Origin of the sequence: Geitlerinema sp. PCC 9228 (assembly GCF_001870905.1) — a bacterium.
In the GTDB taxonomy this organism is placed as follows: Bacteria; Cyanobacteriota; Cyanobacteriia; order Cyanobacteriales; family PCC-9228; genus PCC-9228.
Map to the genome: position 1 here is coordinate 1 of NZ_LNDC01000106.1, position 23,987 is coordinate 23,987.

Below are 23,987 nucleotides of genomic sequence, written 5' to 3' on the forward strand. Positions count from 1 at the left end.
GGGGATGGACTAGTTCATAGCTAATCTATCTAGGCACACCCGATGAAGCGAGAATCTCACGAATTCTATTCGTGAGAGTGTCAATTCCATTTGGTGTTCGGAAAATCTTTTTATCTCCCCTGCTTGAAAAGTATATCTATCTTTTAGAGGTTGGCTACCCAATCCGCGATCGCGATTGCCGTAGCCACCTTTTTTTTGAGATCTATCGCTCCGGAAACCCCGGTTCTATTTTGCGAAAAGTAACAATCCATAAACTTAAGTAACAAGTCCTAGGGCATTTCAAAACAGCATGCTATCTTAATAACCAAGACGTGGAAAGGATAGTTCTTCATCCGAAAAAAACCAAAACCAAGAAGCAGGAATTTCGAGCAGCCATGTCTTGCCGGCTCGGTTCCAACCACAGCCAAATCTTGGTAACATCGGCAATTTGATTGAAGGTGGCGAACAAGGCAAGTAAAATGAGTTGCCTAGCCAAAACTTCCGCCAGTTGGGTGTCGTCGGTGGGTTGCTTGAGAGTAGGCTGCTGGTCGTACCGTACATTTCTGGTCAACTCATTGATTTCTTAAGTCAACTTCTTCAGGTCATATTTGAAAGCTCCAACTAAGTTAACCCGCATGGGAAGGGTCTAGTAGCCGTCTGCTAGACCCTTCTTTGTATTTGTAGGTGGAATCTACGACGAGCGATTGGTGGGGTGATGGGAGGCGATATTCCGAACAACCGGTGCTTTTTGCACCATAGCGCTGCTTTGGGCGTCGGCGGTGGTGGGTACAGTGGTGGAGACCATGGCCCCTACCAGTTGGTCGCCGGAGATGGGGAAGGGCAAATTGTGGATATCGGAGTCGGGTTGGCAAGCAATGTCCGCACTGCGGCGCAATTCGGCGAGGGTAATGTTTCCCAATCCCAAATCTTCTAGGGTTTGGGGCAACCCAATTTCTTGATAGAAAGGCAACAGTTGCGCTCTCGCTGCGGCAGCCAGTTGGTTGCCTTGCAGGGTTTCTTCCAAACGTAATTGTACGAGAATGCCGTAGGCGACCTTTTCTCCGTGGAGGCTGCTGTGGCTGCCTTGTAGGTGGGTCAGACCGTTGTGAATGGGATGGGCTGCTACCGTACGGCATTGGGCCCCTCCCAACCCGCCAACCAAGCCAGGTAGCAAGACCGTTGCATCCACCACCTCCTGCCAAACCTCACTACCGGGATTTTGCAGGGCAGCTGGGGATTTTTGCAGCAGGATATCCCGGAGAATGCGCGCTTGCTGTACGGCGGCAATGGTAACGCTTTGTTGGGAATCGCCACTGCTGAGGGAAGCTTCGTACCACTTGGCAAGGGCATCCCCAATGCCGGCAATCAGGGTCCGCTGGGGAGCGGTTTGTACTAAATTGTAGTCCAGGACCAACAACTCCGGACAGCGTTGCAGGGGGATGTCGTAGAGAAAAGCGCCGTTGGGGGTATAAATATTGGAAAGTGCGGTCCAAGCGGCGCAGGTGGCGGCTGAAGTGGGGATGGTAACCACCGGTAGCTGGCGCTGGTGTGCCAAGAGTTTGGCGGCATCGAGGGCTTTGCCACCGCCCACACCGACAATCAGGTCAGCTTGGTGCTGGCTGGCAGCGTTGTGGAGACTTTCTAGGGTGGATTCGCTGCAATCGGGATGGTAGGAAGCAGCGGCAACGGTTTTGGTGGTTGGCTGGCAGGTGAGTAAAGATTCCAACTGCGATCGCACCAAGGCCAAACTGCGATCGCCGCCGACGATCAGAGGGCGACGTCCTAACTGTACAATGGAATCACCAGCAGATGATAAAATGCCAAACCCTTTCATGACCCGCGCTGGAGAAATAGCCAGAGTCAAGCAAGTATCGGTGGCTAGAGTTGTTGTTTGCTGCATAGGGCAAAAAGAATCAGAGTAAATGAATAGCGGCTACAAACAGGCAATCGCTGGGAAAGACTAGCTGGTTGCCTGAATTTGGTCAAACTTTTCCGAATTGATGGTAATTTCCATGTTTTCGTCTTCGCGTTCGGTCAGCGATCGCTTCACCTGACCGAGATACACTGGTTGGGAAACCCCTTCGTTGGGATGGACGATCGTGCGCGCGCGAATGGTCAGTTTGGCGTCTCCCAAACCCAAACGACCGTAGGAATAGAGATTGCTCGCCGCCTGTTGCAAGGTTAAATTCAACTCCGACTCGGTGATATCGGGAGAAACAGCAATCACCGCCTGGGTGGAGCCATTGTCGTAAACCACGGAAAAAGGCGCGGCTCCTTCAATGGTAGTGCGGGTGAAGGGAATCAAACTGAGGGTAAACAAACCCACGCTGAGAACCACCATAAACCCAGTAACGCCGACCAAATTAAAGCGAAAGCGCCATTGAAAGAAAAACGCCAAGACCGCCAAAACGGCAAAGAAAGCCGTTGCAATTCCCGACCATTGAGCCAGAACAGCAAAATCTTCTGTAGTAGGCATAAGCAAAAACCGTTTGCAGAAATGCTGGTACCGAAACGACGAGGGATGCCGCAGGGCCAAACATACTTTATCAGATCGATCCTAGCAGGAGAGCAACACGCTCCAACAGGCATCAACTATTTTCTCCAAGTCTATTGATGGCAGACTCAGGGGGGTCTCAGGAAAATCCATCAAGATGGTGCCACGATCGAGCAAATGCTTCCGAATACAGGTGCTTACCTGCGAATGGTAGGTGCAGGTATTTTTATACGGTTGGGTAGGGCGATCGCGATTTGGTCTGGTGCTAAATCCTTTGGCACAATGAACCGTTGCGAATTTTGCGTGGCTGCCATCACCCTGGCGAGGCGCGCTCTATTTTTCAACTGCCTATCGATACCAACTGTAAGGGGAACCGTCGTTTGCCCTTTTTCAATTGTTTGCGTTCTTCAATGGTATGAAACAGCCTAATTTTTTTATTGTCGGTGCTCCCAGATGCGGAACGACTGCCCTCAGTCGCTATTTAGCCGCACATCCCCAAATTTGCTTGTCTCGCCCCAAGGAAACCCACTATTTGTTGCGTCGCCCCCGCCATCTCTCCCGCGATCGTTGGATGCGGTGCTACTTGCACCAATTTTTCGGCCACTGCCATTCCCGCCATCAAGCTGTTGGCGAAGGTTCGGTGAGCTACCTCTATTCCGCGATCGCTATTCGTCGGATTTTGCGCCTCAACCCCCAGGCAAGGTTCATTGTTGCCATACGCAATCCCCTGGATTTGCTTCCTTCCTATCACCGGCGGATGCTATACCTGATGCAAGAGGATCGGGAAGATTTCCAAACGGCTTGGCAGTTGCAACAAACACGCCTGCAGGGGGAAGCTTTGCCGCCCTTATGCCGCGATCGCCGCTTGTTGCAGTATGCTGAAGTGGGCAAAATGGGCAAATACTTGGAGCGCCTGTTCAAACTGGTAGGGCGCGATCGCTGTCTGATTTTGGTATTTGACGATTTTATTCACCATCCCCGCTGGGTTTACCAACAAGTCTGCGATTTCTTAGGGGTGGAAGACGACGGCAGAACCGAGTTTCCTCCGGCGCAAGTTAGTCGTACCTACCGCTATGCCTGGTTGCAACGCTTGCTGTTCCATCCCCCAGAATTTCTGGAACGCTGGGCAAGTCATTCTTCCTTCGATGCCCCGTGGATGCGGTGGAACCGGCTGCTGGCAATACGTTTGCACCGCTGGCTGCTGCAAGCCAACAGCTTCCCCAGCCAACCCCCTTCTTTATCGCCCCGCATGAAAGCCAAGCTGCGAGAGGTATATACGAGCGATGTGGAACGGCTTTCCCATTTGTTGGGGCGCGACTTCAGTCACTGGCTGCGATCGCCGGTGCGACTCCAAAGTTCGTTGAATCCACATGCTACCAAGGATCTGATAGGCTAGCTGGCACGCAGTTGTAGATTTTTTTATGAATAAACCTCCCCGTTCGCTTTTCCACACCCGGCATCAGAGTCAAGTTTCTGGAAAAAAAAATCGCCCCAAATTTACCATTGCCGTGCTGCTGGCTGCTGGTTGTCTTTCCAGTATGACTGGCGGCGTGGTGGCACCGGTTTTGCCGGAAGTGGTGGAACAGTTGCAAATCGAACGTTGGGGAGGTTTATTGATGGGTCTGCCGCGGCTGACGGTGGCTTTGTCAAGTCCGCTGTTGGGTCTGCTGGCCGATCGCATGGGCAAATTGCGGGTATTGGTGCCTTCCCTGCTGGCTTTTGCGTTGTTTGGCATGGCGGGGGCGATAATGCCCAATTTTGGCAGTATGTTGTTTACCCGTGCGTTGGTTGGCGTCGCCAATGGCGGGATTTCCGCAGCCAGCATCGGTTTTGTGGCTCGTTCCTATGAAGGGGAAACGCGATCGCGCTTGATGGGCTATGTGGCCAGCGTTTTGGCGATCGCAGGCATTGTGTTTCCCCTTCTCGGCGGTTGGGTTGGTTCCTTTCGCTGGGAATATTCTTTTTGTTTGTACGGTCTGGCTATACCGGTGGCACTGGCAGCGATTTGGGGATTGCAAGAACCGAGAACGGCTACGGCGACGACGGTGGATTTGCAACAGGCACAAAGCCTGCGCCGTTCTTTGCAAGATCTGCGCGTTCTCTCTTTGTTGCTCACCTTAGCTGCGTCTTCCGGGGTTTTCTACACGGTGGTGGTGTACGCGCCTTTGTATTTTAAAGAGGCGATCGATGCTGATTCTATGCTCAACGGTACGATTTTAGCAGCGAGGGCGTTAGGGGCAGCGATAATTTCGGCAATTGGTGCTTCTCGCCTTGCCAAACAGTTGGGATCGGCAACCACGATCGCGATCGGATTTGTATTTATGAGCGTGACCTTGGGAACGATTCCTTACTTGAATGTGGCGCAGTTGGCTCTCATCGCAGCGTTTGGGTTTGGCATTGGCTTTGGTTTGGTAATGCCCAATTTATACGATTTGTTGGCTGAGTTGTGCCCTCCCGAACGGCGGTCTACGCTACTAGCGCTGGGTACGGGAATTTCTTCGTTGGGTCAGTTCTTTTCTCCGATTGTACTGGGTCCGGTTTGGGAACTTGCTGGCGAAGCCGTGTTCTCGATCGCTGCTGGCGTGGCGATCGCTTTGGCTGTGCTGCAATTTCGATCGTTCTTGAAAGCGTAGTTGCATACCACAAAATCTATTTTTTGTCAAGAATAACGGCAACCTCGTTCCCCTGTTATTGCCTGCCAGCGGTTCTGCTGCCATCGTAAATTTTTGTTAAGATGGAAAAGTTGCATTGCAGTAGCGATCGCAACTTCGGCAAAAATTCTCAAGTAACTGGATTTATGGAACGGTTCAACCTGCAGGTAGTGCGGCGGTTTTGGTCGATTGCCAAGACCTACTGGTTTGGCGATGAAAAATGGAAAGCGCGGGGATGGCTGCTGCTGGTGGTTTTGTTGCTGCTGGCATATACGGGATTAAGCGTCGTTCTCAACAACAAACGCGGCGTTTTGATTTCCTCGCTGTCGGCGCAAGACCAATCCCGCTTTTGGGAAACCATTTTTATTTTTGTGGGGGTGTTGGTATTATACGCACCCATTATCGCCGGATATGGCTACCTGCGCGATCGCTTGGGGTTGGAATGGCGGCGTTGGCTTAGCGATCGCTTTATCAACAATTATTTTGGCGATCGCGCCTTTTACCGCTTAGATCGATTTTACGCCGAAGTTGACAACCCCGACCAACGAATTGCCGAAGATATCAAAAGTTTTACCCAAGAATCCCTAAAAATCCTGCTAACCTTCGTCGATTCTCTACTAACCGTTATCGCCTTTAGCGGCGTTTTGTGGAGTATTTCCCACTCCTTAGTAGGATTTCTGGTTCTCTACGCCTTGGCAGGTTCCATTGCCGCCATCTTTATTTTCGGCAAACCCCTCGTTCGTTTGAACTTCGAACAGTTAAAACGAGAAGCCAACTTTCGTTTCAGCCTGGTAAGAATCCGCGAAAACGCCGAATCCATCGCCTTTTACCAAGGAGAAGAACAAGAAGCCAACCACGTCAAAAATCGCTTCCAGGATGCCTTCGATAACTACAAACACTTGCTTTTCTGGGAACTCAGTCTCAACGTAGTCACCAACGCCTACGAATTTTTGCCCTTTATTTTACCAGCCTTGGTAGTCGCACCCAGCGTGTTTGCCGGAGAAATGGAAGTAGGAAAAGTTTCGGAAGCCCAAGGTGCTTTCATGCGGGTATTTTTCTCCCTAAACGTTGTGGTGGCGCGCTTGCAATCGCTAACCTCCTTTGGCGCTGGCATTAACCGTTTGTACGAATTTTCCCAATATTTGGAACCAGAACTCGATTCCCATACGCCAGAAGTTATCGAAGGAGTCAACACCCAACCCAGAATTCAGACGGAAGTTGCTTCCTACTTGCATTTGGAGGATGTAACTCTTTATACTCCCAACTACCGGCAAACCTTGGTAGAAAATTTATCGGTGGAACTATCCCCATCGCAAGGATTGTTGGTGGTCGGTCCTAGCGGTTGCGGTAAGAGTTCTTTATTGCGGGCAATTGCGGGATTGTGGGATTCTGGCAACGGCAAAATTTACCGACCAGCGTTGCAGGATATTCTATTTTTACCACCAAAACCGTACGCGATCGCGGGAACGTTGCGCGAACAACTGCTGTATCCTGCCACCGAAACAGAACTAGACGACACGCAGCTAAAAGAAATCCTGCAGCGGGTTAACTTACCGGATTTAGACGAACGATTTGACGGCATGGATGCGGAAGACAATTGGGAAGAAGTGCTTTCTCTGGGAGAACAGCAGCGCCTCAGTTTTGCCAGAATTTTAATCAATCAACCCAAATATGTCATTTTAGACGAAGCGACCAGCGCTTTGGATATTCCCAACGAACAGCGTTTGTACCGACAATTGCAGGAAACTGGGATAACTTTTCTCAGCGTCGGTCACCGGGATACGTTACTAGCCTACCACCAAAAGGTTTTGCAGCTTTCTGAAAATCATTCTTGGCGTTTGCTGTCTCCAGAATCCATGCAACAGGAAATATCTGCTAGCACCTAGTTGCTATCCTATCGATTTGCTAGATTTTTCCTCTTGCAGTTCCCAACGGAACAGTCGCGGCAGCTGCGCCAAATCCAGAAGATAGTTGCCAATCCAAACAACCAGGTTCACCCACAAAACCATGCGTATCCAGAACCAATTGTCGATGGGGGTGAGAACGACCAAGCCTTCGTATAGCTGCCAAATGCGATAGGGTACGTATAGGTAAGGAACCATGACCCAAACCACAGACTGAAATTTCCTTAATGTTAGGAATTCAGAAAGGATTTGCAAACCCAGGACAATGATATAAGAGGCAAAAATTGCGATCGCATTGGTGTTTCCTTGCCAAATGACCCAAATCAAAGCAACCAGGGGCAGCAATCCTCCCAAAATTTGTACCGAACCAAACCACAACCCAAACCAATTTGGCAGGGGGTTGGGCAACTGATAGGGTTGGGTGTCTTGCCAAGCCCAACCGGTTATCGCTAAAAAAGCGGTTGTGAAAACGACAAAAAGGATATTTTCGATAAAAATAGAATTTAAAGTGAAATCAAACATAGCGATCGCATACATAGCATTTTTTATGGAAATTGCATACGATACGGTTGCGTAGGGGGGCTTCGCGAACCCCCCTACAGGGGAAGATTGATACTTCTACCTAAAAGTTACGATTGCGTGGCAAACACGCCTGTGGGGCAACTTACATTGGTACCGCCCAAACCGCAGTATCCGCCGGGATTTTTGGCAAGATATTGCTGGTGGTAGTCTTCTGCGTAGTAAAATTCGGGCGCATCCAGAATTTCAGTGGTAATGTTGCCGTAGCCAGCTTTGCTAAGTTCCTGTTGGTAGGCTTCCTTAGAAGCTTCCGCTAGCTGTTTTTGTTCTGGCGAGTAGGTATAAATTCCGGAACGATATTGGGTACCCACGTCGTTGCCTTGGCGCATACCTTGGGTGGGATTGTGGTTTTCCCAGAAGATTTTCAGCAATTGGGCATAGCTAATCACTTTGGGATCGTACACCACCCGAACCACTTCGTTGTGACCGGTTTTGCCGGTACAAACTTCCCGATAGTTGGGGTTGGGGGTATAGCCACCAGCATATCCCACAGCGGTACTGTACACGCCTTCTTGCTGCCAAAATACTCGTTCGGCTCCCCAAAAACAACCCATACCAAACATGGCCATTTCCATGCCTTCGGGGTAGGGAGGTTTGAGGGAATTGCCGTTGACGTAGTGCTGGGTGGGAACCGGCATGGGTTCGTCTCGACCTGGTAATGCCTCCTCGGGGGAGGGCATAGCGGTTTTTTTGCCAAATCCGAATAATACCATAATTGCAGTAGGTAGAATTGCTGAAAAACGTAATAACTTGCGAGAAGTTTCTGAGAAAACAGAATTGAGCGGCGATCGCTGCCTATGTTCTATTATGAAACACCAATAGCAGGAACGGGAAGGTGCTAGACAAAATGGGGGGTGGGGGGATATAAGAAAAAATGGCTACGCATTCTTGCTCAACAGAATTCATATTTCTTGATGAACTTCCCTTTGCAAAATCCAAAAAATAGTTACATTAAGCTCGCTTGATTTACGCGCTGTCGTACAGAATAGAATCCTTGTACGGACAAGGCTGAATCCCCCTTGACGATCGATAGAGCGCTTGCTGCAAAGTTGTATCACTAGCGCAGTTTTTATTAAGTAATATTAAAAGATTGTCAGCTATTAGCGTCTCGAAGGCTTGATATATGAAAATTACAGCTATTCTGTATTATTTTGTTGCAAATATTTATACTATTTAACTTCAAATCCCATCTGCTTTTGGTATACATAAAACGTAAGGTACGCAAGATCGAAAAACAAGTAGGAGACAAAAAGGAGAGAAACTGACAATTGTCAGACTTTTTCTCTGATGTTAGGGGTTGCGTATCTTGCCTACCGATTTAAACAGTCTGCATTCACTGTCAACCCAATTAAAGGAGTCAAAGAAAGATGCTAGACGCTTTTTCTAAAGTTGTTTCCCAAGCCGACCAGCGTTGGGCTTACCTCAGCAATGAAGAAATCGAAGGCCTCTCCAACATGGTTGCGGAAAGCAACAAGCGCCTAGATGTGGTCAATCGTTTGACCGGAAACTCTTCCACCATCGTTGCCAATGCCTATCGGGCTTTGGTAGCGGAACAACCGCAAGTATTCGGTGCTGGCGGTCAGTGCGACCACCATCGCAACCACGCCGCCTGTATCCGCGACATGGGCTTTATTCTCCGTTACGTCACCTATTCCATGCTAGCGGGTGATTCCAGCGTCATGGACGACCGCTGCCTCAACGGGTTGCGGGAAACTTACCAAGCTTTGGGAACTCCCGGTTCCACAGTCGCTTCCGGCATTCAAAAAATGAAAGACGAAGCGATTAAGATTGCCAACGACCCCAAAGGAATTACTCGGGGAGATTGCAGCAATCTCATGTCCGAGTTGGGTGGTTACTTCGATCGCGCCGCTGCTGCTGTTTCCTAAGCTAACAGCCCTCTGGCGAAAACCGACTTCTCACCAAATTTGTATTTTGTGCAGTTAACAACGGAGTATAAGTTTCCATGAAAACCCCAATCACAGAAGCGATCGCTACTGCGGACACCCGTGGCTCTTACTTGAGCAACACCGAAATGCAAGCCATCTTTGGTCGTTTCAACCGTGCCAAAGCTGGTTTGGAAGCTGCCAAAGCGTTCACCGAAAACGGTCAAAAATGGGCGGAAGCCGCCGCCGAGCACGTTTACAAAAAATTCCCCTACACCACGCAGATGGAAGGTCCGCAATACGCTTCTACCCCAGAAGGCAAATCCAAATGCGTTCGGGACATCAACAACTACTTGCGGGTCATCAGCTATTGCTGCGTCGTTGGCGGTACTGGTCCCTTGGATGAGTACGTTATTGCCGGACTCAAAGAAGTGAATTCCGCGTTGGGTCTATCTCCCAGTTGGTACGTAGCGGCTTTGGAATTCGTGCGGGACAACCACGGATTGCAGGGTGATGTTGCCGGCGAAGCCAACATTTACCTGGACTACACCATCAACGCCCTCAGCTAAAAAAAAAGCTAGCGTTCTAGCTAGCCCTACATGTCAAGTTCCTGGAAAAAACGTGAAGGAAAGGGGGCGATGGAGAAAGCTTGCCCTGAAGCAGCCTGTCGCCTCCTCGCCTTCACGAGATTGAAAACAATCCATCCTTAGGATACCTCAAATTCGTGGAGTTTTCACCCTATGAGTCCACTAGCAGCCGATTCGCTAGCAGAACAAGTGGTAGAACTGCGCGCCAACTGGAGTGAAGATGACCTACAGTTGGTGTTTCGCAGTGCCTACCAGCAAGTGTTCGGTCGCCAAGGGGTCTACGCGAGTGCGGAATTTCGCAATGCCGAATCCCTGCTGCGCAACGGTAGCATTACCGTACGGCAGTTCATTCGCGTTTTGGCATTGTCAGAGTTCTATCAAGATTGCTTTTTCCATAACAATTACCAAGTTCGTTTTATCGAACTGAACTACAAGCACTTGTTAGGTAGACCGCCGTACGACCAGTCGGAAATCGCTTACCACGTTGATTTGTACGCCCAGCAAGGCTACGAAGCGGAGATGAATTCCTACATTGACTCCCAAGAGTACAGCAATGCTTTTGGGGATTGGAGGGTTCCCTATCCCCGTGGTTTTCGTTCCCAACCCGGGCAAAAAGCTGTGGGATATCCCCGCATGTTTGAATTGTTCCGCGGTAGTGGCAACAGCGACAACGCACAAATCGGGGGGTCTAAATCCCGCTTGCAAACGCGGGTGGCGCTGAATATGACCAATTCCGTACGCATGCCTTCCTCGCCAGGTAGCAAAACTGTATCGACACCGGGGCAAACGGCATTTCGCAGTGCTGACAAGCCGGATAACCGGGTGTACCGCGTGGAAGTGACCGTTGGTGGCGTTGGTATGGGTCCGCAGGTACGCCGCAGCAAGCAGTCGTACACCATTCCCTACGATCGCTTTTCCAATTTTTACCAGGAAATTCACCGCCGTGGCGGCAAAATTACCAGTATTGTTCCCGTCTGATCGTTCGTTGCCGGACAGATAGGAACAATTTTCCCACAGGAGGGGGTGGTAGGGATAGAAAACCTCTGTTCCTACCGCCTTCTGCTCGATCCATGGAAACGGGAAAAGTTGGTTTGGCTTGGACAAATTATGAATACCACCGTGCAGTCGGCACCGATACAGTCTTCCGAAGATGCGATCGCAGCTTTATATAATGACGACAATCAGATACGCTATTACGCCGCTTGGTGGCTGGGCAAACACAAAGTAAGTTCGGCTTGTTCCCATTTGTGCGCCGCTTTGCAAGACGAACGTTACCGCACGAATATTGGTGGATATCCCTTACGCAGACAAGCTGCCCGTGCCTTAGGGATGTTGGGCGATCGCGCTGCGGTTCCTGCCTTGATAGCGGCGTTGGAAGGGCACCAAGACCTACAGCTCACCGAAGCCGCGGTGCAAAGTTTGGCTGCTCTTGGTGACAATCGCGCCGTTCCTGCTTTGGTAGATTTATTCAACAGGACCGCCCCCCCCAAACCCGAGGAAGCGTTAATTGAAGCGCTGGCTACCTTCCAAGTTTGGTCGCTGCGATCGCAGGTGGAACCCTATTTGGAACATACTTCCGAACGAGTACAATGCGCTGCTGCCCGCTATTTGTATTTGTGTACCCATGAGTATTGCTATTTGGAGCGCATCGTCGGCAATCTCAACCACGAGAATCCTTATTTGCGTTGGGCAGCTGCATTCGATTTGGGTGCCATTGGGCATGTAGAAGCTGCCAAAGCCATTGTCGAAGCACCAATTTCCAATAGCCTGAAATTACTGAATTTAAAAAGAATTCTTACATATGCTGTACAAACTGCCGATAGCAGTATAGATGGAAAAGAAAAATCAAAGTTTTTAATGGATTCTATCGATCGCTTGTTGCTACAACTATAGGATGTACTATGGTAGATTTTTCTATTGCTGCCGAACTGGGCATCGAACCTGTTCAAAAGCCAATTCCCACTGAACTGCGTTCCCCTGCCAGCCAAGAAGACATTAATATTGCCATCCAACAGGCTTACCGGCAAGTCTTGGGCAATGAATACGTTATGGCTAGCGATCGCTTGACCAGCGCCGAATCGTTATTGCAAGAAGGAGCTATTACCGTTCGGGAATTTGTTCGTGCGATCGCGTTATCGGAATTATATCGGGAAAAATTCTTCTATCCCAACCAGCAAACCCGATTCATCGAACTAAATTACAAACATCTTCTGGGAAGAGCGCCCTACGACCGCTCGGAAATTGCCTACCACGTTGATTTGTACAATCGCGCTGGCTACGAAGCCGAAATCAATTCTTATATAGATTCTGTTGAATATTACAATAATTTTGGCGATCGCATTGTTCCCTACTATCGGGGCTTCGTCTCCCAGCTAGGACAAAAAACCGTAGGCTACAACCGATTGTTTCAATTGTACCAAGGCTACGCCAATAGCGATCGCGCCCAAAACCAAAGTCACAAAGCCAGCTTAACCCAGCAACTCAGCCGCAACCTGCCATCTCGCATCGACAAACGCCCGCGCCCTGGCATTTCCTACGAGAACCAAGTTAAAATCCAACAGAGATTGGAGAAACTCAAACCCACCACCACCTCTATGGCTGTTACCAAAACCGTTCCGTACGAAATCCAACGCCAGTGCCGGGAACAAGCCCAGGAAATCGAGCAACTGCAGCAAAAAATCGCCGAGTTGCGCCCAGTAGCTGCCATTGGTGAAGAAATAACCAACCGATTTGCCACCACCAGTGACAGTGCCACCACCACAGAAGTCCCACCCATTCCCACCAGCGAACCATCCATAACCGACAACCAATTTCAATGGGATTTGTATAGCAAACAACAGCAACGCGCGATCGAATATTTGCGATCGAAACTCGACCAACTGCGACGCCTATCTGTTTTGGGTGAAGCCCGTCTTAATAAATGGCGTCCGCGCAATTTTTAAACTTTGATGCGTAAAAGCATGGGAGCAGGGGAGAAAATCAAGAATTGACTTTATCTCCCCTTCTTTCTTATTCTATGTCTCTCAACCAACCATGACTTGCACAAACATCAATACCCTACTAAAACAACTCAGCGACCCACGCCCCGACGTTGCCAAAAACGCCGTTTCTGCCTTAGTTAATCTAGGTCCCGATAGCGTAGACCCCCTACTGCAGGCATATCAAAAAAGCCAGGACCAGAACGTGCAAGCCTACATCATTCAAGCCCTAGCTAGAATCGGCGATACTCGCAGTCGGGACTTACTCATAGAAATCGTCGGCGTAGAAGTAGCCAACCACTGCCAGGGAAACATCCGGCGGGTGGCAGCCCGGGGGTTGGGCGTTATGGGCAGCAAAACCACAGATACCAGTATTTTATCACCAGCCATTGACAAACTAACTTGGGCACTCACCAACGCCGAAGACTGGGCATTGCGGTATGCCGCTGCCGTTGCCCTGGAAGAAATTGGTACGCCCGCCGCTGTCACTGCCTTGCAAAACGCCCAAACCAACGAATCCGACTTAGTGGTTCAAACCCGCATTCAGACAGCCTTGGAAAGTCAGAAACAACCGCTGCCAAATCCGAATTGCCAAGACCCGCAAAGCAATCTCCGGGAAGAACCCCTGCTTCAGCAAGCTCAACACTGACTCCTACTTGGGATTGGTGAAGCTATTTTCCACTCCCATCTACCTCTAGATTCATTGTTAATGGTAAAGATGCAAAGATGACAAAAACAACAGTACCTACCATAATGAAGAAAACGACAAATTTAAGCAGTTGTTCCATCCAGGATGTGGAATTAGTGGGGGTACCCTCTACAATGACAGCAAAGGCACCAGCAGTTGAAAAGATCTCTTGAACATTGTCTAATTCCCCTCCTGGCACTCCTGTGGCTTGGTCACTACCTTTACCTGTGAGATCGCCACCAGCGGGGGAATGTCCCCAAGCAACTACTGACCCATCCTCTTTTAGCGCTGCAAAGGCATTGCCAGTAGAAAAAATCTCTTGGACATTGTCTAGTTTTCCTCCTGGTACTCCTGTGGCAAGTAACATCTCAGACTTCTTACCCGTAAGGTCACCACCAAAAGCTGAATGTCCCCAAGCAACTACTGACCCATCCTCTTTTAGTGCTGCAAAGGCACTACCAGTCGAAAAAATCTCTTGGACATTGTCTAGTTTTCCTCCTGGTACTCCTGTGGCAAAGGCACTTTCTTTACCTGTAAAATCGCCACCAGTGCCTGAGCCACCCCAAGCAACTACTGACCCATCCTCTTTTAGTGCTGCAAAGGCATTGCCAGTAGAAAAAATCTCTTGAACATTGTCTAATTCCCCTCCTGGCACTCCTGTAACAGCAAAGGATTCAGATTTTTTACCCGTGAGGTCGCCACCAGCGGTTGAGTTTCCCCAAGCAACTACTGACCCATCTTCTTTTAGTGCTGCGAAGGCACCACTAGTAGAAAAAATCTCTTGAACATTTTCTAGTTTCCCTCCTGTTACTCCTGTGGCTTGATCACTGTCTTTACCCGTAAGGTCGCCACCAAAGGCTGAATGTCCCCAAGCAACTACTGACCCATCCTCCCTTAGCGCCGCAAACGCTTTACCAACAGACAAAAGCTCTTGGCTCGTAGAAAAGATCTCTTGGACATTGTCTAATTTACCCCCTGGGACCCCTGTGGCTTTGTCACTGTCTTTACCTGTGAGGTCGCCACCAAAGGCTGAATGTCCCCAAGTTACTACTGAGCCATTCTCTTTCAGTGCTGCAAAGGCACCACCAGTAGAAAAAATCTCTTGAACATTTTCTAGTTTCCCTCCTGTTACTCCTGTGGCTTTGTCACTGTCTTTACCCGTAAGGTCGCCACCAGCGGTTGAGCTTCCCCAAGCAACTACTGACCCATCCTCCCTTAGCGCCGCAAATGCTGTATTAGTAGAAAAGATCTCTTGAACATTGTCTAATTCCCCTCCTGGCACTCCTGTGGATTTATCACTATCTTGACCTGTGAGATCGCCACCCAAAGCTGAATGTCCCCAAGTTACCACTGAACTATTTTCCTTTAGCGCTGCAAAAGCTCCCCTATTAGAAAAAATCTCTTGAATAGTTTCTAGTTTTCCTTTTGGCACTCCTGTAGCTTTGTCGCTATCTTGACCCGCGAGGTCACCACCAAAGGCTGAATGTCCCCAAGTTACTACTGAGTCATTCTTTTTTAGTGCTGCAAAGGCATTCTTAGTAGAAGAGATGTCTTGAACATTTTCTAGTTTCTCTCCTGTGACTCCTGTGGCTTTGTGACTGTATTTACCTGTGAGATCGCCACCCAAGGCTGGATGTCCCCAAGTAGTTACATAGTTATTAACCATGCCATCAGACTGTCCTGCTGAAGTTGGTTCTCCATCCATATTTTCAATTACTTTCTGAGTTGGAATCTCAGTGGATCCAGACTCAGTTTGAGCATTAGCGATACCAAAGAATAGGGGCAGTAGTAACCCTAAGAGTAAATATCTCAATAGGAAACGAATCCGAAGATATTTGAATCGATACAACTGTCTCTCCCTCCTTTAAGTAATTCGTACTTAGGATTTTTTAAATTAAGGAGACTTTAACAAAAAGTCCTCCTCAATGACCATCTAAATCTTAGATCGCAGGACTTTGACATCGATTGACTTTCCCATCATGGCAGGAGTTTTAGCTATTTTTAAGACATTGAGCCAATTGTGCTGTCTATAGGGAGTTTTTTTCAACTTTCTTTGGAAGTTAAAGATTGTGAGCTCCGATAAGAAACTGGTTGTAGTGCGATCGCTTCTCTCCCATTGCGTAGCTGAGGGATATTTAAACGACAACGTTGCCACCAATATCGGGAAAGTTAACCAAGACAAGGAAAACAAAGCTAGCCAATCCCAATTGCCTACCGAACGAGTTATTGGTAGCGACGAGGTTTGGAAATTGATTGCTGCTGCCAGTACCGAACGCGATCGCTTAGCATTGAAAACTTGCTATATCCTAGGATTGCGGGTTCACGAACTTTCCAATCTTCATTGCTCAGACTTCAGCCGAGATGGCAACCGTTATAAAGTGCGTATCATAGGGAAAAACAGCAAAGAAGCCTATTTGCCAGTAGATAGGGAACTGGTGAACGAGCTTCGACAACTGGAAACCACCGGCTACATCTTCCAGAGGATAACCCCTTTGAAATCGAAGTTTTGATAGCAAATACGCGACAAACTTAAATTTTAAAGCTAAAATAATATCTATACAAACAAAGCTATTTGTTCTTTTAAGGTGAGATATTTATGATTGAAGGAAAGTATTTTGAAGTATTAAAATTATTGAACAGTTCAGTCGTTCTGAGTGTAGTAGGTTTACTAAGTTTTGTGCCTCCGGCCATAGCTCAACCAGCTACATCCTGGAGAAAACAAGGAACTGGTATCGATTTTCAATCTAAACAAGAATGTATAAGGCACGCTAAACTAGTAATGACACATTATAATTTTCAAAATACTGGAAGTAGCGGCAACTCAGGTTGGAAGGGAGAACAAGGTTCTACCCGTGGTTATGTTCTTTGTGATGATAATGGTTCTCAAGTATATATATTTTGTGCTGGTGATGATTTGGAAAACGTAACAAATGTTTGTGACAATTTAGAGAGATATATGCAAGAATGATGTAAATATTTTTTAGAATTCTAAGCAATAAAATTTTGACTTGACTGGTTCGCTAAATAATTCAAAAAATGTAATCAATTGGCTTGGTAAGCGATCGCCGGTGCAATTGCATCGGATTATGAAACGCGCCGCTGGCAATGTAGGATTGGATGAAAAGATATCCATGCACTGGCTACGCCACCTTGTAGCGATTTGGTGAATAGTGGTAAGTTCATTTTAAGTCAAGTGCAGCGGTTTATGATACCATTTCTGAAAAACAATAATTTTCTGAAATTTTCCAATTTCCCTGGTAGGGGCGCTTCGCGAAGCGCCCCTACTCACGCGTTGCGCCCCTACAAAAATGCCTCTATTATCTCTTGCATATTATTAAGAATGGTATGAGGCATAGTAGCGCCACCACTATAGTGCTACGCTCTAAGTTTAGGACATTAAATTTGAAATAACACTGGCAAAAGTTGGCTCCCCCTTCAACTATCGTCCTAACTTTTTTCGTAGCGCTATACCAGTAACAAGCCTTCTTGCTAGACAAGAGACGCACTACCACCGAAACTTCTGGGTCCAAGCAACAAACTCCGACCTTCGCAAATTCATCTTCTGGTAGCACGCTTCTGGAGATGATGTAGGTGAAAACTGCAGAACAACGCCATCCTGAAACCGAACAACCACACTTGTAGCAATGTCAGTACGATCCAACAACGGCTGCACTCGTTCCGAAAAGCGATCGCGCCTTCCATAACCAACCTTAAAATCTCCATGGGAAACACCGCAACCGTAACCGCATCCCTGCCATCGGTGCATCCAGGCAGCCTAAGAAAACCAACAGCAACGCACTACGATTCAATAGGCTGTCCAATCGTATGCACCTTAATCAAACTCGTCGAACCCGGCGTACCAATAGGAACCCCAGAAGTAATCACCACCTTATCTCCCTCAGCGACCAAATGATTCTCCATCGCCGTTTCAATCACCTTGATAAACATATTTTCCGTATCTTTGGCCTCTCCCAACAGACAAGGGGCAACCCCCCAACAAAGAGCAAGCTGTCGGTAGGTACTAGTAGTCGGCGTAAAAGCAATAATCGGCATTGTAGGACGGTATTTAGAAACCAATTTTGCCGTTCCCCCAGAAGTCGTATTGCAAAAAATCGCTTTCGCACCAACTTCCCCAGCAATCCGACAAACCGCACTAGACACCGACTCCGTCACGCTGACACTGCCAGCTTGGTGGCGGTAGCTGCCACTTTTCTCCACCAATACCGTTTCCGTACTCTGGGCAATATCGTGCATGATTTTCACCGCTTCCACTGGATATTCCCCAACAGCCGTTTCCCCAGACAGCATCACTGCATCGGTACCATCTAAAATAGAATTGGCTACATCCGTTGCTTCCGCGCGGGTGGGGTCGGGATTGCGAATCATGGACTCCAGCATTTGAGTTGCCACAATTGCCGGTTTGCCAGCGAGATTGCAGCGGCGAATGATATCCTTTTGAATCAAAGGAACTTGGTGAATAGGCATCTCCACCCCCAAATCCCCACGCGCCACCATAATGCCGTCAGCCATTTCTAGAATTTCATCAAATCGTTCCACCGCTTCGCGTTTTTCGATTTTGGCAATTACCTGGGTGTTGGCTTTGGCAGCTTCGATGGAACGCTTCACCGGTTCCAAATCCAAAGCACTGCGTACAAAAGAAACAGCGACCCAATCCAAGCCATGTTCGATGCCAAAGCGCAAATCGTGCAAATCTTTGTCTGTAACCGACGATACCGGCAGCCGGGTTTGCGGTAAATTAACCCCTTTGTGGGAAGTGATGCGACCGCCAATAACCACAGTAGCGCGAATGGATTCCGTTTCCCGTTCGCTAACCGTTAGTTTTACCCGACCATCGTCAATCGACATGGGTTCGCCAGGGCGTAACATGGCAAACAGCGTGGCATGGGGCAGGGGAATATCGTCCACGCTGCTGCCTTCTTCTTGGAGGGCAAAAGTTACTTCTTGCCCTGGTTTCAGCTTCAGACCTTCTTCCGGAAGGGTTCCCAGGCGGATTTTGGGACCGCACAGGTCTTGCAAAAGGGCTAAAGGAATGTTTTTCTCCCAACTGAGTTGGCGCAAGTTGTCAATGGCTTGGGCGTGGAATTCGTGGGAACCGTGGGAAAAGTTCAAACGGGCAACGTTCATTCCCGCATCGACGAGGGCTTGCTGTTTCTCAAAGCTAGCCGTAGCGGGTCCGATGGTGCAGACAATTTTGGTGCGGCGCATAAAAAAATGGTACTCGCCATTGCTATTATGGAGTATGACGGATTAAGCGATCGCTTTTGGGAAAAATATCGATTATCTTTAGGAAAATTTCGGCAAAATTGGCACAATCGATAGCTATTCAGGTTCCAACCCCACAGATTCGTACAAAGCTTTCACCTCCTCTGGATACAGAGAACGTACTTCCCCAACTTCTAACTCTGGGTCTAATTCCACCGGACCCATTTGGATGCGTTTGAGATAGGTCACTTGGTTTCCCCGCGCCGCAAACATCCGCTTCACTTGGTGGAATTTACCTTCGTAGACAATTAACTCTACTTGTTGGGGGTCTTCTTTGGGAATTAACTCCGCTGGCTTCCAAGTTTCTCCCTCCACGGTCATTTCTTTGGCAAAGGCTTCCACATCTTGGGAAGTGACTGGGTTTTCCAACTCTACATAATAGCGTTTCCGAAGATGCCAGCGGGGATGGGTGAGGCGGTGGAGAAGGGTTCCATCAGTCGTTAGCAGCAATAAGCCTTCTGTATTTTTGTCCAAACGTCCCACAATAGAAAATTCCGGGCGATACAGTTCCGGTGGTACCAAGTCTACCACTACCAATTCCCGCGGATCGGAGTTGGCACAAACGCATCCTTGGGGTTTGTGAATCATTACGTGGAAGTGTTTTTGCCAAATCAGGGGTTGCCCGTTGATGCTAACGGTGGTTTCGGTGGGATCGAATTTATAAGCTGGCTGGCGTATGGTTTCTCCGCCTACTTCTACCCAACCAGATTTGATGAGGCGGGTAACTTCTTTGCGGGTTTGACATTGGAGGTGGGATATGACTTTATCTAGACGTTGCGGTTTCATGGTCGCGTGGCTTATCTTATCTGCTATTCGGCGAATAGAGGGGAAAATGGCAACTGCTATTGGGCAGCCATATTGCGGAATTGGGTAAATTGCGGGTTAAATAGTAATTTGATATTTCCGGTGGGTCCATTACGGTGTTTGGTAATAATAATTTCTGCCAAACCGCGGTCGGGAGTATCGGGATTGTAGTATTCGTCCCGATATAACATGATAATCAAATCGGCATCTTGTTCGATGGAGTTGTGGACAACAATATTATTGGCGACGAAGTTGTGTAGGTGGGGAACGGTTAAATCGTAAACCCGTTCTTGGGGGAGGGGGGTGATGCTGGCTATGCTATCCCAAAGGATAGATTGAGTCGGTTTGGGTAGGGTGGCAAGGGATGTTTGATTGGCAAAATGGGTTGATAGGTTTTTGTCTGTAAATTTCGATACTGATGGCAGGACTGGTTCGGATTTTATCGCGATGCGATCGCTTTTTGCGAGTCGATCCAAACGTTGCCATCCTTGCGGGGTGAAAAATTTGTGGTTGCCGGTGGCTTTAATTTTATATCCGCTTTGAGTTTGCAGGCAATAAACTGGTCGAATGCCTGTGGAAAAAGCATTGCTAACGGTGGCTTTTTCTAATTGTTGGGTTTCCCAATTGTACGCCCAAACTTGAATGTGGGATTTGCCCATTAAATCTCGAATGGGAACGGTTTGGTTGGTATCCGCGCAAAAAATTAAGGTATCCCCCGTCAAACAGCCAGATTCGCGCAAATCGGACATCATGGGGCGTTTGTTGTTGCGGGTTTCGACACTACGACTTAACTGGGATAGGGAGATTAAGGGAACTCGTAATTCTCTGGCCAATCCTTTGAGCGATCGCGTAATTCTGGCCAATTCCTGTACGCGATTGTCGCTGTTTCCACCTTCCATTAACTGCAAGTAATCTAACAAAATTAATCCCAATTCGCCACCCTGTTCTGCTTGCAAACGGCGACATTTGGAACGAATTTCGGTGACGGTAATGTTGGGGGTATCGTCAATAAAAATAGGCAATTCCGATAAATTCGCGATCGCATTTCCCAACGGTTCCCATTCGCTTTGGCTGATGCGACCGGCGCGCAGGCGATTGCTCTCAATTCCCGCTTCCCCAGAAAGCAAACGCTGTACCAATTGTTCTTTGGACATTTCTAAACTGAAAACCGCCACTGGCAGTTCGTGAAAAGCGGCAATATTGCGGGCAATATTCAGCGCAAAACTGGTATTGTGAACGCAAATGTCGTTGGCAACAAAATTATGGGTTTGAGGTATGGTTAAATCGTATACTCGCTGTTTGCCCAGGGGCGTAATTTCAACAATTTCATCCCAACAAATATGGCTGGCGGTTGATGCTGGGGTTGCTTCTTTTTCTAAGGTCGCGGTGGCTGTGGCTGCTTGTTTTCCTGGCAATGATTTTTGAGAAACACTGGCAGTAGGGTTGATTCGCGAATCGCCCTTATATAGAGAATTTTGATAGTGAGAAGGACCCCCGAGTTGAAATACGCCGATTTCGTTAAGAAATATTTCGACAGCATCGCGATGGTGCCCAAGGCACCGGTATTTCGGACCATCGCAAATTTCTACCTGCCAATTTCCATGGTTATTATCTGGTTTGGTTACAGCAGCAACAATGCCAAATCGCAACAAAAGATGCTGTAGCTGTCGGGCAACTTTTTGTTTTTCTGTTGGATAGACGATACAAACCGATTGATTTTCGAGGGTGACAATTTTTCCTTGGCTGGCAAACAAACGCTGGAGAAATCGAACCACCAAAGACCGTTGTAGCGTAAAAATTATAGGGGGAATTCGCGTTGCGCCCGCGCTTCGCGTTGCGCCCCTACTGGCAATGCCTTCTGCGACCTGGTCGGCTAACTGTTCTACTTTTTCTTGGGAAATTCTTTGCTGCCCAAAAACTTCTAGTTTGCGAGGTACGGCAATTTTATCCCCTACTTGCAATTGGGACAGGGATTGCCAACCGTCCGCTGTTAGAAAAGGATGTGTTATGGTGGTTTTTAGCGATCGCCCTTGCCTGGTTTTGACCCAAAAAACGGGCTTGATGCCATCATCTAAAAATCCACTCGGTTTGGCAAATGTAAATTGTCCATCCTTGCCGAGGGTTAACAACTCGCTGGTCGGGGTAGGTACGGGGGCACTACCCCGACGGTTTTCGGAATTTTTAACAATTTCTGCGATCGTGCGAACGCTACCATCTGCCAGTAAAATTTCCGCATCTGCTGTCAAACATTTGCCCATGGATGGCCTGCCAGCTACAATAGTTAAATCGGAACGCTGGAAACCACCGGTCATGGCATCCAAATCGTAAAAACCACAAGGCAACCCCGGTAAAGCAATATTTTCGTGGCGAACTTCGATATCTTCAAACGTACGAACCAAGGTATCGCCAATGGCGGTCAATCCTTGTTGGGGTCGGTCTTGGGTAATATTAAAAATTTGCTGTTCGGCTTTATCTAAAATTTGCGATAAAGGGGTGGCGGTATCGTATCCCAACCGCACCACTTCGTTGCCCGATTGAATTAATTTCCGCCGGAGAAATTTATCAACAATTAATGTGGCATACTGGTCAATATTAACCGCACTGACCGTACGTTCTACCAGTTGAACCAACTTGCTTTGACCGCCGACTTTATCTAATTTTTCCCGGTCGGAAAGCCAAGTGGTTACGCTCATTAAATCCGTAGGCATTTCTTGGTTGTAAAGAGCCAAAGCCGCCTTATAAATTTCTTTGTGAGCTTGAATGTAAAAAGCTTCCGGCATTAACAAATCGGCAATCCGCCCCATGGCTTCTGGGTCGAGCAAAATCCCCCCCAAAACTGCTTCTTCGGCTTCTATATTTTGGGGCGGCAAGCGATCGCTATAATCTTGGAAACTTAGCTCTTTAACCATAAAATGCCCGTTACTATTGCCATCTATACTTATAATTTTATGGGGACAAATCCCCGGATAGTTCCCCGCAGATTCGGAGAACAGTTCAAGTTCAATTTGTCGTTTGATAAAACGATCGACAAAACCAATTATAGCGAAACCTAGTTGCTTTCCTAGGGCAAAGCTAGCAAATCAAATTAAAATAAAAAATTGAAAAAGATCGTATAACATTTTTCAATTCTATAAAACCTGCTTGAATAAGATTCAATCGCTCTTAGAACCCCGGCTGCAATGCCGGGAGTTCCTCCGTTGGATTGCCATTCCCCGAGTCTATGAGGAACTTACGAAAAAAGACGGGAGCTTGAAAAGCCTGCCTCTTCCCCCGCAGGGATGAAAAGCGACCCGTGCGGTCGCCGCCGTCAAAATGTGCTACATTTGCATTAAAAGTACGTCCATCACAGGGCGGAAAAATGCTCGCCGAGGGTTCCCGTGCGCCGGGGATGAGTTAGCTTATAGCGAATCCATCTAGATACACCCAACGAAGTGAGATTGTCAAAGGAGGGTCTTCCCCAATTGAGTACCATTTGCAGTATTTCAAATTTAAAATAACTGGAATTGGCTGGCAAACCTGACCCCCTGTAGGGGCGTTTTGCGAACACCCCTACCCCATGGCTTCGCCACCGGTTAGCTGGGAGCTACTTGGATTTCAATTTCCGCCGTAATATCGGAATGCAACTTCACGTGGGCTTTGTAGAAACCAATTTTGTTGATTTCATCCGGTAGGGAAATCCCGCGGCGGTCTACTTCTCTGCCAGTTTGTTCTTGAATCGCTTCGGCAACGTCTTGGTTGGTTACAGTACCAAAAATGGCCTCGCCTTCGCCAACCTGTCGTTCAATACGAAAACGATGGATGGTTTCCAAAGAATCTTTGAAGGCAATGGCTTCTTGTCTTTGTGCTTCCAAACGTCTTTGTTCCGCTTGGCGGCGTCGTTCCACTTGTTTGAGAACCCCAGGGGTGGCAAAGACAGCTTTATGTTGGGGAATCAGGTAATTACGGGCATAGCCTGGGGCAACTTCTACTAAATCGCCGTTGTTTCCCAATTTACGGATATCTTCGTTTAAAACAACCTGTACTCGTTTTTTGGGCATGGTCTTCCTTCGTTGACGTTCGTAGCTTATACACGAAATGCAGTTTTGACAGCACGCGCAAACCGACAGCAAACTGGCAGAACCCGACAAAACCGCTGTTTGGCCGGGAGTTCTGGTCTT

General features: G+C 48.1%; 21 protein-coding genes and 1 pseudogene. 11 read left to right on the plus strand and 11 right to left on the minus strand.

Annotated features, from left to right (window positions below):
- Nucleotides 1–328 precede the first annotated feature (328 nt).
- The 3 genes from AS151_RS11495 to AS151_RS11505 form a co-directional block, all read right to left on the minus strand.
- Complete coding sequence (locus AS151_RS11495) at nucleotides 329–550, minus strand: hypothetical protein (RefSeq protein WP_071517201.1); 222 nt, start codon at nucleotides 548–550, stop codon at nucleotides 329–331.
- A 120-nt stretch (nucleotides 551–670) separates the two neighbouring features.
- On the minus strand, nucleotides 671–1,879 hold the full coding sequence (locus AS151_RS11500; RefSeq protein WP_071517202.1) for an iron-containing alcohol dehydrogenase family protein: 1,209 nt from the start codon (nucleotides 1,877–1,879) through the stop codon (nucleotides 671–673).
- Nucleotides 1,880–1,939: 60 nt separating this feature from the next.
- A complete protein-coding gene (locus AS151_RS11505) occupies nucleotides 1,940–2,455 on the minus strand; it encodes a Ycf51 family protein (RefSeq protein ID WP_071517203.1) in 516 nt (171 codons plus the stop codon).
- A gap of 433 nt (nucleotides 2,456–2,888) precedes the next feature.
- On the opposite strand from AS151_RS11505, the gene AS151_RS11510 reads away from it, so the two are divergent.
- The 3 genes from AS151_RS11510 (at nucleotide 2,889) to AS151_RS11520 (ending at nucleotide 7,010) form a co-directional block, all read left to right on the plus strand.
- Nucleotides 2,889–3,869, plus strand: coding sequence for a sulfotransferase (locus AS151_RS11510; RefSeq protein ID WP_139240628.1), 981 nt, complete (start codon nucleotides 2,889–2,891; stop codon nucleotides 3,867–3,869).
- A gap of 25 nt (nucleotides 3,870–3,894) precedes the next feature.
- Nucleotides 3,895–5,106, plus strand: a complete 1,212-nt coding sequence (locus AS151_RS11515) for an MFS transporter (protein WP_084639533.1) — start codon at nucleotides 3,895–3,897, stop codon at nucleotides 5,104–5,106.
- 164 nt (nucleotides 5,107–5,270) lie between these two features.
- Nucleotides 5,271–7,010, plus strand: a complete 1,740-nt coding sequence (locus tag AS151_RS11520) for an ABC transporter ATP-binding protein/permease (RefSeq protein WP_071517237.1) — start codon at nucleotides 5,271–5,273, stop codon at nucleotides 7,008–7,010.
- 3 nt (nucleotides 7,011–7,013) lie between these two features.
- On the opposite strand, the gene AS151_RS11525 is transcribed toward AS151_RS11520, so the two are convergent.
- Together AS151_RS11525 and msrA are read right to left on the minus strand one after the other, a co-directional pair.
- Nucleotides 7,014–7,550: a hypothetical protein gene (locus tag AS151_RS11525; protein WP_071517205.1), complete on the minus strand. Its 537-nt coding sequence runs from the start codon at nucleotides 7,548–7,550 to the stop codon at nucleotides 7,014–7,016.
- 107 nt (nucleotides 7,551–7,657) lie between these two features.
- Nucleotides 7,658–8,320: a peptide-methionine (S)-S-oxide reductase MsrA gene (gene msrA, locus AS151_RS11530; RefSeq protein WP_071517206.1), complete on the minus strand. Its 663-nt coding sequence runs from the start codon at nucleotides 8,318–8,320 to the stop codon at nucleotides 7,658–7,660.
- A 654-nt stretch (nucleotides 8,321–8,974) separates the two neighbouring features.
- On the opposite strand from msrA, the gene AS151_RS11535 reads away from it, so the two are divergent.
- The 6 genes and pseudogenes from AS151_RS11535 to AS151_RS11560 all read left to right on the plus strand — a co-directional run bounded on the left by AS151_RS11535 (nucleotide 8,975) and on the right by AS151_RS11560 (nucleotide 13,704).
- Complete coding sequence (locus tag AS151_RS11535; RefSeq protein ID WP_071517207.1) at nucleotides 8,975–9,493, plus strand: phycocyanin/phycoerythrocyanin subunit beta; 519 nt, start codon at nucleotides 8,975–8,977, stop codon at nucleotides 9,491–9,493.
- A 77-nt stretch (nucleotides 9,494–9,570) separates the two neighbouring features.
- Complete coding sequence (locus AS151_RS11540; protein WP_071517208.1) at nucleotides 9,571–10,059, plus strand: phycocyanin subunit alpha; 489 nt, start codon at nucleotides 9,571–9,573, stop codon at nucleotides 10,057–10,059.
- Between the two features lie 171 nt (nucleotides 10,060–10,230).
- Nucleotides 10,231–11,055, plus strand: a complete 825-nt coding sequence (locus AS151_RS11545) for a phycobilisome linker polypeptide (protein WP_071517209.1) — start codon at nucleotides 10,231–10,233, stop codon at nucleotides 11,053–11,055.
- A gap of 129 nt (nucleotides 11,056–11,184) precedes the next feature.
- A complete protein-coding gene (locus tag AS151_RS11550; RefSeq protein ID WP_071517238.1) occupies nucleotides 11,185–11,970 on the plus strand; it encodes a HEAT repeat domain-containing protein in 786 nt (261 codons plus the stop codon).
- 8 nt (nucleotides 11,971–11,978) lie between these two features.
- Nucleotides 11,979–12,569 (plus strand): annotated as a pseudogene (locus tag AS151_RS23230) (phycobilisome rod-core linker polypeptide); the annotation flags it as partial.
- Between the two features lie 541 nt (nucleotides 12,570–13,110).
- The gene (locus AS151_RS11560; protein ID WP_071517211.1) at nucleotides 13,111–13,704 is read left to right on the plus strand and encodes a HEAT repeat domain-containing protein; all 594 of its coding nucleotides are present in this window, start codon (nucleotides 13,111–13,113) and stop codon (nucleotides 13,702–13,704) included.
- A 22-nt stretch (nucleotides 13,705–13,726) separates the two neighbouring features.
- On the opposite strand, the gene AS151_RS11565 is transcribed toward AS151_RS11560, so the two are convergent.
- Nucleotides 13,727–15,592 carry a hypothetical protein gene (locus tag AS151_RS11565; protein WP_071517212.1) on the minus strand — a complete coding sequence of 622 codons (1,866 nt, stop codon included), beginning with the start codon at nucleotides 15,590–15,592 and terminating at the stop codon, nucleotides 13,727–13,729.
- 220 nt (nucleotides 15,593–15,812) lie between these two features.
- Here AS151_RS11565 and AS151_RS11570 point away from each other — a divergent pair, with 220 nt between their 5' ends.
- A complete protein-coding gene (locus tag AS151_RS11570) occupies nucleotides 15,813–16,253 on the plus strand; it encodes a tyrosine-type recombinase/integrase (protein WP_071517213.1) in 441 nt (146 codons plus the stop codon).
- A gap of 86 nt (nucleotides 16,254–16,339) precedes the next feature.
- Nucleotides 16,340–16,711, plus strand: coding sequence for a hypothetical protein (locus AS151_RS21550; RefSeq protein WP_139240629.1), 372 nt, complete (start codon nucleotides 16,340–16,342; stop codon nucleotides 16,709–16,711).
- A 537-nt stretch (nucleotides 16,712–17,248) separates the two neighbouring features.
- On the opposite strand, the gene AS151_RS21555 is transcribed toward AS151_RS21550, so the two are convergent.
- From AS151_RS21555 to rplI, 5 genes are all read right to left on the minus strand, one after another.
- Entirely contained in the window at nucleotides 17,249–17,509 is a 261-nt protein-coding gene (locus AS151_RS21555; protein WP_139240630.1) for a hypothetical protein, read from the minus strand.
- Between the two features lie 32 nt (nucleotides 17,510–17,541).
- Nucleotides 17,542–18,969: a pyruvate kinase gene (gene pyk, locus AS151_RS11575; RefSeq protein WP_071517214.1), complete on the minus strand. Its 1,428-nt coding sequence runs from the start codon at nucleotides 18,967–18,969 to the stop codon at nucleotides 17,542–17,544.
- Nucleotides 18,970–19,083: 114 nt separating this feature from the next.
- Entirely contained in the window at nucleotides 19,084–19,812 is a 729-nt protein-coding gene (locus tag AS151_RS11580; protein WP_071517215.1) for a pseudouridine synthase, read from the minus strand.
- A 56-nt stretch (nucleotides 19,813–19,868) separates the two neighbouring features.
- Nucleotides 19,869–22,739: a replicative DNA helicase gene (gene dnaB, locus AS151_RS11585; protein WP_071517216.1), complete on the minus strand. Its 2,871-nt coding sequence runs from the start codon at nucleotides 22,737–22,739 to the stop codon at nucleotides 19,869–19,871.
- A 663-nt stretch (nucleotides 22,740–23,402) separates the two neighbouring features.
- Nucleotides 23,403–23,867 (minus strand): 50S ribosomal protein L9, encoded by a 465-nt coding sequence (gene rplI / locus AS151_RS11590; RefSeq protein WP_071517217.1) that lies wholly within the window; start codon nucleotides 23,865–23,867, stop codon nucleotides 23,403–23,405.
- Nucleotides 23,868–23,987: the final 120 nt, after the last annotated feature.

What these genes read in the sequence shown, in the direction of transcription:
- AS151_RS11515 (WP_084639533.1), top strand. Translation starts at nt 3,895, where the DNA reads ATGAATAAACCTCCCCGTTCGCTTTTCCACACCCGGCATCAGAGTCAA.
- AS151_RS11560 (WP_071517211.1), top strand. Translation starts at nt 13,111, where the DNA reads ATGACTTGCACAAACATCAATACCCTACTAAAACAACTCAGCGACCCA.
- AS151_RS11520 (WP_071517237.1), top strand. Translation starts at nt 5,271, where the DNA reads ATGGAACGGTTCAACCTGCAGGTAGTGCGGCGGTTTTGGTCGATTGCC.
- AS151_RS11500 (WP_071517202.1), bottom strand. Translation starts at nt 1,879, where the DNA reads ATGCAGCAAACAACAACTCTAGCCACCGATACTTGCTTGACTCTGGCT.
- AS151_RS21550 (WP_139240629.1), top strand. Translation starts at nt 16,340, where the DNA reads ATGATTGAAGGAAAGTATTTTGAAGTATTAAAATTATTGAACAGTTCA.
- AS151_RS11580 (WP_071517215.1), bottom strand. Translation starts at nt 19,812, where the DNA reads ATGAAACCGCAACGTCTAGATAAAGTCATATCCCACCTCCAATGTCAA.
- AS151_RS11545 (WP_071517209.1), top strand. Translation starts at nt 10,231, where the DNA reads ATGAGTCCACTAGCAGCCGATTCGCTAGCAGAACAAGTGGTAGAACTG.
- AS151_RS11505 (WP_071517203.1), bottom strand. Translation starts at nt 2,455, where the DNA reads ATGCCTACTACAGAAGATTTTGCTGTTCTGGCTCAATGGTCGGGAATT.
- AS151_RS21555 (WP_139240630.1), bottom strand. Translation starts at nt 17,509, where the DNA reads ATGCACCGATGGCAGGGATGCGGTTACGGTTGCGGTGTTTCCCATGGA.
- msrA (WP_071517206.1), bottom strand. Translation starts at nt 8,320, where the DNA reads ATGGTATTATTCGGATTTGGCAAAAAAACCGCTATGCCCTCCCCCGAG.
- AS151_RS11510 (WP_139240628.1), top strand. Translation starts at nt 2,889, where the DNA reads ATGAAACAGCCTAATTTTTTTATTGTCGGTGCTCCCAGATGCGGAACG.
- AS151_RS11525 (WP_071517205.1), bottom strand. Translation starts at nt 7,550, where the DNA reads ATGTTTGATTTCACTTTAAATTCTATTTTTATCGAAAATATCCTTTTT.
- pyk (WP_071517214.1), bottom strand. Translation starts at nt 18,969, where the DNA reads ATGCGCCGCACCAAAATTGTCTGCACCATCGGACCCGCTACGGCTAGC.
- dnaB (WP_071517216.1), bottom strand. Translation starts at nt 22,739, where the DNA reads ATGGTTAAAGAGCTAAGTTTCCAAGATTATAGCGATCGCTTGCCGCCC.
- AS151_RS11540 (WP_071517208.1), top strand. Translation starts at nt 9,571, where the DNA reads ATGAAAACCCCAATCACAGAAGCGATCGCTACTGCGGACACCCGTGGC.
- AS151_RS11550 (WP_071517238.1), top strand. Translation starts at nt 11,185, where the DNA reads ATGAATACCACCGTGCAGTCGGCACCGATACAGTCTTCCGAAGATGCG.
- AS151_RS11535 (WP_071517207.1), top strand. Translation starts at nt 8,975, where the DNA reads ATGCTAGACGCTTTTTCTAAAGTTGTTTCCCAAGCCGACCAGCGTTGG.
- rplI (WP_071517217.1), bottom strand. Translation starts at nt 23,867, where the DNA reads ATGCCCAAAAAACGAGTACAGGTTGTTTTAAACGAAGATATCCGTAAA.